Source organism: Acidovorax cavernicola (assembly GCF_003581445.1).
The window spans coordinates 19,453-27,300 of sequence record NZ_QXMN01000061.1 but is presented as its reverse complement, the minus strand read 5'-3'; the positions used below and the strand labels follow the sequence as shown (position 1 = coordinate 27,300).

Here is a 7,848-nt window from a genome sequence, read left to right as displayed (position 1 = left end):
CAGCGACCCCACAGCCCCCTGCAACGCCCTTCGCGCTCGACAGCGAGCGCATGCAGATCCGCTACTACGGACGCCTGCTGGAACTCTCGCGCTACGAATACGGCCTGCTGAAACTCATGGTCCAGCGCCCGGGGCGCGTGTTCACGCGCGACGAACTGCTCGAACTGGTCTGGGACGACGCCAGCGACAGCTTCGATCGCACGGTCGACGCGCACATCAAGACGCTGCGCGCCAAGCTCAAGACCATCGCGCCCGAGATCGAGCCGATCCGCACGCTGCGCGGCACGGGCTACGCCCTGAACGAAGAACTGCCATCAAGGGCATGACGCTGGCCCCCCCTTTCGCGGAATGCCGCGGAACCGGCTCTGCCGGGCCGCAGGCATTGCCCCCGGCGAGGGGGAAGGAGAAGCGACACGAAGTGCGCGAAGCCTGGGGGAGTACTCCGTGACCCGCAGGACGCGGATCTTCATCGGCATCCTGCTGATCTACACGGCGGGCATCGCCTTCCTGCTGTACCGCGTCGTGTCCGACATCGACCCGCGCTACCGCGAATCGGCCGAAGAATCGCTGGTCGAGACCTCGCAGCTCATGGCCAGCCTGGTCGAGCAGGACGTGATCGCGGGTGCCATCAACACGGCGCGGCTGGAGCCGCTCTTTCGCAGCGTCTACACGCGCGAGTTCTCGGCCCAGATCTACAACCTGCACAAGAGCCGGGTCGAGCTGCGCGTGTACGTCACCGACCGCACCGGCCGCGTGATGTTCGATTCGCTCGGCCGTCACCTGGGCAACGACTACTCGCAGTGGAGCGACGTGAAGCGCACGCTCGGCGGGCTCTACGGCGCGCGCACCTCGCGCGACGTCGATGGCGACCCGCGCACCTCGGTGATGTACGTCGGTGCGCCGATCCGCTGGAACGACGAAATCGTCGGCGTGGTCAGCGTCGGCAAGCCGGTGCAAAGCTTCGGCCAGTTCGTCGAGGACGCGCGCGTGCGCACCATCTGGGTCGGCGTGGGTTCGGCGCTGGCGCTGCTGCTGCTCACCTTGATCGTCTCGGTCTGGCTGGTGCGGCCCTTCGGCCTGATCCGCGACTACTGGACGTGGGTGCGCGCCCAGAACCGCGTGGGCAGCCTGAGCCTGTCGCGCATGGCGCGGCGCGCGGTCGATGCGGTGCGCACCGGCTTCGGCGAAATGCGCGACGCGCTCACCGGACGCAACTACGTGGCCGACTATGTGCAGACCTTCACGCACGAAGTGAAGAGCCCGCTCTCGGCGATTCGCGGCGCGGCCGAGCTGCTGCAGGAACCGCAGATGCCGCACGACCAGCGCGAGCGTTTCCTGAAGAACATCGAACGCGAGACCCAGCGCATCCAGGAAATCGTCGACCGCATGATGGAGCTCACCGCCCTCGAAACGCGGCGCGCGCTCGACCGCACCGAACCAGTGGCACTGGGCCCGCTGATCGAGGACATTGCCGCGAGCGCGCAGCCCGCCGCATCCCGGCGTGGCATCCGCCTGATCGTGAACATCCGCGAACCCGCGCGCGTCGAAGGCGATGCCTTCCTGCTGCGCCGTGCGATCAGCAACCTGCTCGACAACGCCCTCGACTTTTCACCGCCCGACAGCGAGGTGCTGCTGACGCTGGAAACCACCTCGCGGCTGGCGCGCGTCAACGTGCGCGACCACGGCCCGGGCATTCCGGACTACGCGCAGGACAAGGTCTTCCAGAAGTTCTATTCGCTCGCTCGCCCGCACAGCCAGAAGAAGAGCACGGGGCTCGGCCTGGCGTTCGTGAAGGAGATCGCGACGCTGCACCGGGGCCGCGTCGACCTGGGCAATGCGACGCGCGGCGGTGCGGTGGCGACGCTCACGCTGCCGCTGCTGTCAGCGCACCACCGACCGAATATCCGGCCGAATCACTGACCCGTCAGTGTGCGATACGCCTCGCGCGTCTCGGGGCTCACCGCCTCGAGCAGTTGCTCGTACGAGGTCTGGTGCCGCGCCAGCATGCGCGCCGACGCGACGGCCTTCGATTTGCAGAACCAGTGGCAGGTGTGCTGCATCAGGAACAGCTCGGCCGACATCGTGAAGGCCTTCGATTTCGGCGAGCGGCCTTCGGCGTTCTTCGCCACGCCCGCGATGCCGCGCGCGTGGATGCGCAGCGCTTCGCGCAGGTCGAAGCTCGCGGACGGGAACAGCGTGGTGGCGAACGGCAAGGCCACCGGCAGGCGGCTCACGCGCGTGTCGGCTTCGGGTTCGCGCGCCAGGTCGGCGGCGAAGGTCTGGAACTGGCCGGCGAGTTTTTCCTCCGTGGCATCGAGCAGGTGCCAGATCTGCTGGCGGCGCTCGGCGTCGTCTTCACCGAGGCAGCGCAGGTAGCCCTGCGTCAGGCTCTCCATCAGTTTTTCGATCTGGTAGCGGCCCAGATGGCGACCGAGCAGCGCGATGCGCTGGCGCTGTTCCTTGGACTTGAGGATGTAGAAGCCGGCGGCAACCAGTGCCACCAGGGTGAGGAATTCCATGGATGCGAAAAAAGGGAGAGAGACAAAAAAGAAGCGGGGGCCGCGGCACCGAGTGTAGGCACCGCGCGTCCCCCGCGTCTTTGGATGAATCTCGCTGCTTGCTAGCGGAAGAAATCGAGGATTCGGTTGCGCTCCTCCGGCGGCGGCGGTGCACCGATCGGCGCGCCCGTCAGCACCTCCACCGGCTGGATCGGTTGCTCGGCACTTTCCAGGCCCAGGCTCGCCACGTTGTGGCCCGGCGTGAAGTCGTCGAAGTACCACTCGCCGTCGATGCTGACCACGCCGGGCGGTTCGGCCGGCAGGGTCACGGGCACGCCGCGCAGCGCCGACTGCATGTAGCCGATCCAGATCGGCAGGCTCAGGCTGCCGCCGGTCTCGCCGCGCACGCCGAGCTGACGCGGCGTGTCGTAGCCGACCCAGGCGATGCCCACGCGCGTCGGCTGGAAGCCCGCGAACCAGGTGTCGAAGGAGTCGTTGGTGGTACCGGTCTTGCCGAAGAGGTCGTCGCGCTTGAGCGCCTGGTAGGCCTTGAAGCCGGAGCCGCCTTTGACCACGCTCTGCAGCAGCGATTCCATGATGAAGGCGTTGCGTGCGGGAATGGCGCGGCGGCTTTCGTCGAGCACCGGGGGCTCGGTTTCCATCAGCACCTTGTCCTTGAGGTCGGTCACGCGGGTCACGAGGTAGGGGTTCACACGGTAGCCGCCGTTGGCGAACACCGAATAGCCCACCGCCATCTGCATCGGCGTGACCGAGCCGGCGCCCAGGCCCATCGGCAGGTTGGCCGGGTGTTTCTCTTTGTCGAAGCCGAACTTGGTGACCCAGTCCTGCGCGTAGGGCGCGCCGATCGACTGCAGCACGCGCAGCGTGACCAGGTTCTTCGACTTCATGAGCGCGTTGCGCAGCGGCATCGGGCCTTCGAAGGTGCCGTCGAAGTTCTTCGGGTCCCAGGGCTGGCCGCCGTTGGCGGCGGCATCAAACACCAGCGGCGCGTCGTTCACCACGGTGGCGGGCGTGAAGCCCTTTTCGAGCGCGGCCGAATAGATGAACGGCTTGAAGCTCGAGCCCGGCTGGCGCCAGGCCTGCGACACGTGGTTGAACTTGTTCTTGCCGAAGTCGAAGCCGCCGACCAGTGCGGTGATGGCGCCGGTGCGCGGGTCCATGCCGATGAAGGCACCTTCCACTTCGGGCAGCTGCGTGATTTCCCAGGTGTTCTTCGGCGTCTTCGCGACGCGGATCACGGCGCCGCGGCGGATCTTGATGTTCGGTGGCGCCTTCGCGGCCAGCCCGGACTGCGCGGGCTTGAGGCCCTCGCCCGAGATCTCGACCGCTTCGCCGTTGGCGCGCACGGCGGTCACTTCCTTGGCACTGGCCTCCAGCACCACGGCCGCGATCACGTCGCCGTTGTCGGGGTGCTCGGCCAGCGCTTCGTCGACGGCCTCGTCGATCTCCTTCTGGCCGCTGGCCGGCAGGTCGACGAACTTCTCGGGGCCGCGGTACACCTGACGGCGCTCGTAATCCATGATGCCCTTGCGCAGCGACTTGTACGCCGCCGCCTGGTCGGCCGCGACCAGCGAGGTGTAGACCTTCATGCCGCTGGTGTAGATGCTGTCGCCGTACTGCGCGTACATCATCTGACGCACCGTCTCGGCCACGTACTCGGCGTGCAGGCGGTTCGGATCGGCGGCATCGCGCAGGTGCAGTTCTTCCTTCTTGGCTTCGGCGGCCTGCTCGGCGGTGATGAAGCCGGTTTCCTGCATGCGGTCGATCACGTACAGCTGGCGCGCCCGCGCGCGGCGCGGGTTGGCCACGGGGTTGTTGGCGCCGGGCGCCTTCGGCAGGCCGGCGAGCATGGCGGCCTCGGCGATCGTCACCTGCTGCAGCGGCTTGCCGAAGTAGGCCTCGGAGGCGGCGGCAAAACCGTAGGCGCGGTTGCCCAGGTAGATCTGGTTCAGGTAGATCTCCAGGATCTGGTCTTTCGTGAGCTGCTGCTCGAGCCGGAAGGCCAGCACGATCTCCGACGCCTTGCGGCTCAGCGTGCGTTCGGAGCTCAGGTAGACGTTGCGCGCCACCTGCATCGTGATGGTCGAGGCGCCCTGCTTGCGCCCGCCCTTGAAGCTGGCCACGGCCGCGCGCGCGAAGCCCTTGTAGTCCACGCCGCCGTGGTCGTAGAAGCGCGCGTCTTCCACGGCCAGCACGGCGTCCTTCATGACCTTCGGAATGTTGGCGAAGGGCGTGAGGTTGCGGCGCTCCTCGCCGAACTCGCCGATCAGCGAGCCTTCGGCCGTGTACACGCGCAGCGGCAGCTTGGGCCGGTAGTCGGAAAGCTCCGAGATGTCGGGCAGCTTCGGGTAGATGGCGACCACCCCCACGATGGCGGCGCCCAGCAGTGCCACGGCGCCGGCACCGGCCACGATGGCGCTCCAGCCGGCGATGCGTTTCCAGGGGAGCTGGCGCAGCGCACTGGCGGGTTGGGAGGAACGAGGTTCTTGGGACATGGGGAGGGGGCCAGAGGCTAGCGAAGAGGTTGGAGCCGTGGCGCGCGCGGGCGTTCCACCACCCGGGGGTCGAGCGCGCCGCGCCGCACGCCTTCCAGCGCGCAGTGCATGGCATCGAAATACTTGTCGTGGTCGTAGGCGATGAGCAGCAGGTCCACCCCGGCGTCGAGTGCGCCCAGGGTGGCGTTGCAAAGACCTCGGTTGTAGGCCCCGCCCATCGTGAGGTCGTCGGTGACGAGCAGGCCCTGAAAGCCCCATTCGCCTCGGATCACCTGCTGCACGATTTTGCGTGAGAAAGAGACCGGCGCGTGTGCGTCGAGTTCCCAAAGGATGACATGGCCCAGCATGATGGCCGCATCCGAATGTTTCGACACGTCTTGAAACGGCTTCCAGTCGTGCACGGCGAGCCGGGCCACGGGCGTGCGCAGTTCGGCGCCCATGTGGTGCGTGTCCTCGGTCACGCCGGCCAGGCCGGGAAAGTGCTTGAGCGTGCCGCGCACGCCAGCAGATTCAAGGCCTTGCTCGTAAGCGAGCGCCACCTGCGCCGTGACCTCCGGGTCGCTCGAAATGGCGCGTTCCTCGATGCGGGTGTGCAGGTCCCAGCGGCCCGGTGCACGCCCTGGGCGCAGGTCGACCACGGGGCTGAAGTTCAGGGTGATGCCCAGTGCCGCGAGCGCCTGTCCCTGCTGTGCGCCATAGGCGCGGGCACGTTGCAACAGTTCGTGTCCGGGCACGTCGTCGTCCAGCAGGGTGGCGAGCGCCGGCTGGTGCGCCACCATCGGCGACAGGCGCGACACGCCGCCGCCTTCCTGGTCGGTCGCCACCACCAGCGGTGGCAGGCCCGCTGCCTGCCGCAGGGCCTGCAGGCTGGCGATCTCTGCGCGCAGGGTGTCGGCACTGCGTCCCTTCACATTGCGGCCGGTGACGAAGATGCCGCCGATCAGGCCGCGGCGGGCCAGCTCGCGCAGATCGTTCGCATCGTCGTAGCCGACGATGAAGCGCGCGCCCAGCGCCTGCGCCATCGGGCCCGAAGCCGCGTTCACTTCCAGGCGGTGCTGGTGCGAGGCCCATTCGTGGCCGAGCGCCGTGAGCATCGCGCCCACCGTCAGGGCCAGCGCCACCACACGGCGTGTGCCACGCGCGCTGCGCCAGGCGATCGCGGCACTGGCGCACAGCGCGGCGAGCAGCAGCGGCAACTCCTCCTCGCGCAGGAAGCGCAGGTGCGGGTCCTTCAGATGCCAGGCCCAGGCGCACAGCACGGCCAGCACCAGCCAGCCGAGCGCGCCGGGGACTGCACGCAGCAGCTTCATGCGTCCACCGGCGCCACCGCGGCGGGCGCTGAGGTCGGTGTTGCCTCGTTGCGGCGCGACAGCGCATACCAGTCGACCTTGCGCGTCACCAGCATCAGCGCGGCCAGCATGCCGAAGATCAGCAGTGCGCCCAGCAGCAGCGCATTGCTTTCCGAGGCCAGCAGGCCGTACAGCGCGCCATACAGCAACGCCACGAAGGCGGCGAAAGACAGGCCGCGCTGCCAGCCGCCGAGCACCGCGCTGAAGTACACCGCCAGCAGGGCCACGCTCGCAGCGGCCGCGCCTGCGTACGCGAAGTGGAAAGCGAATTTTTCCGACAGCGCGAGCAGCAGCAGGAAGAACAGCGCGATCGACAGGCCCACCAGCCCGTACTGCACCGGGTGCAGGCGCAGCTTGCGGAACAGCTCGAACATGAAGGCCGCCATCAGCACCAGGCCGATGAAGAGCGCGCCGTACTTGCCGGCCCGTGTGCTCATCGAATACACATTGACCGGCTGCGCGAGCGACACATCGAAGGTCTGCAGCGGGCCCGAGACGCGCGGGCCCGGGGCCGCCTTGCGGACGACGGCACTCGCCTCGGCGGCCTCGCTGCTGCCGCCCGCGAGGCCGGCGCGCACCTGCTCGCGCGCCGTGGTCACGAGCGAGGACACGCGCCACTGCGCATCGAAGCCCTTCGGCGTCACCTGGCGCTGTATCGCCAGGAAGCGCCCGCCGAAGCTGGGGTGTGCCCACGGCGAACTCAGGTGCGCGGTGGTTTCTTCGGCGATCGGCACCATCGAGAGCGTGTCCTGGCCGACCAGCGACAGCTTCATGTCGAAGGCCAGCGGCTTGCCCGATTGCCATGCCGCGAGCGCGGCGCCGCCGAGCGGCGCGTGAATGCCGTCGGCATAGGCCGCGTCGTCGGGCAGTGCCGGCACGCGCTGGCGAAAGCGCAGCGCTTCGCCGTTCACGCTCAGCACGGGCGAGCCGTCGAGGCCGCGCAGGTCACTCACGTGGAAGGCCAGCATCGGGGTCTGGAACTCGAGGGTCGAGGCGGTCTCGCTGTGCTGCACGTTCTTCGGATCGAAGGCGGCGAAGCCGCCGCCGAGCGCGGCGTTCAGCGTGTAGAACGGAATGCGGAAGATGCCGCGGTAGCGCTCCTGCGGCGCCATGTTGCCCTCGATGTGCAGCTTGTCGGGAAACACGACATGCGTCATGTCCTTGCGCTGCGCGGCCTGGCCGATCACCTTGCCCTGTGCGTCGCGCACCAGCTCCGTCCAGCGCTCCACATAAGGCACCAGCAGCACCGGGCCGACCATCGTCTGCGGTCCGGCATAGGAGTCGGCGAGTTCGCGCGCGGCCTCCTGCTGGCTCTCGCCGCGGGCGCGGTTGAGGTCGTCGATCCGCGCCAGCGGAATGCACAGCACCAGCAGCAGGAAGCACAGGCCGGCCACCTTGACCAGCACCGAGCTCTGCAGGGCCTTCAACAGTTGAAGCATGGGTTTCTCCCCTCTTTTCCGGGTTTTTCGTGATGAGGCGCCGATG

General features: G+C 68.2%; 6 protein-coding genes. 2 read left to right on the top strand and 4 right to left on the bottom strand.

Annotated features, from left to right (window positions below):
- Positions 1-326 (top strand): winged helix-turn-helix domain-containing protein (locus D3H34_RS28960; RefSeq protein ID WP_205736829.1); only part of this gene is annotated, 326 nt, incomplete at its 5' end.
- A gap of 118 nt (positions 327-444) precedes the next feature.
- Positions 445-1,920, top strand: coding sequence for a two-component system sensor histidine kinase CreC (gene creC, locus D3H34_RS28955; protein ID WP_119558045.1), 1,476 nt, complete (start codon positions 445-447; stop codon positions 1,918-1,920).
- On the opposite strand, the gene D3H34_RS28950 is transcribed toward creC, so the two are convergent.
- The 4 genes from D3H34_RS28950 to creD all read right to left on the bottom strand — a co-directional run bounded on the left by D3H34_RS28950 (position 1,914) and on the right by creD (position 7,802).
- Positions 1,914-2,519, bottom strand: a complete 606-nt coding sequence (locus D3H34_RS28950; protein WP_119558043.1) for a hypothetical protein — start codon at positions 2,517-2,519, stop codon at positions 1,914-1,916. The two genes, creC and D3H34_RS28950, sit on opposite strands and share 7 nt — an antisense overlap.
- Positions 2,520-2,620: 101 nt before the next feature.
- Positions 2,621-5,014 carry a penicillin-binding protein 1A gene (locus tag D3H34_RS28945; RefSeq protein WP_119558041.1) on the bottom strand — a complete coding sequence of 798 codons (2,394 nt, stop codon included), beginning with the start codon at positions 5,012-5,014 and terminating at the stop codon, positions 2,621-2,623.
- Between the two features lie 17 nt (positions 5,015-5,031).
- The gene (locus D3H34_RS28940; protein ID WP_119558039.1) at positions 5,032-6,324 is read right to left on the bottom strand and encodes a glycoside hydrolase family 3 N-terminal domain-containing protein; all 1,293 of its coding nucleotides are present in this window, start codon (positions 6,322-6,324) and stop codon (positions 5,032-5,034) included.
- Positions 6,321-7,802, bottom strand: a complete 1,482-nt coding sequence (gene creD / locus D3H34_RS28935; protein WP_119558037.1) for a cell envelope integrity protein CreD — start codon at positions 7,800-7,802, stop codon at positions 6,321-6,323. Before creD ends, D3H34_RS28940 begins: the two co-directional genes overlap by 4 nt.
- Positions 7,803-7,848: the final 46 nt, after the last annotated feature.

What these genes read in the sequence shown, in the direction of transcription:
- creD (WP_119558037.1), bottom strand. Translation starts at nt 7,802, where the DNA reads ATGCTTCAACTGTTGAAGGCCCTGCAGAGCTCGGTGCTGGTCAAGGTG.
- D3H34_RS28950 (WP_119558043.1), bottom strand. Translation starts at nt 2,519, where the DNA reads ATGGAATTCCTCACCCTGGTGGCACTGGTTGCCGCCGGCTTCTACATC.
- D3H34_RS28940 (WP_119558039.1), bottom strand. Translation starts at nt 6,324, where the DNA reads ATGAAGCTGCTGCGTGCAGTCCCCGGCGCGCTCGGCTGGCTGGTGCTG.
- D3H34_RS28945 (WP_119558041.1), bottom strand. Translation starts at nt 5,014, where the DNA reads ATGTCCCAAGAACCTCGTTCCTCCCAACCCGCCAGTGCGCTGCGCCAG.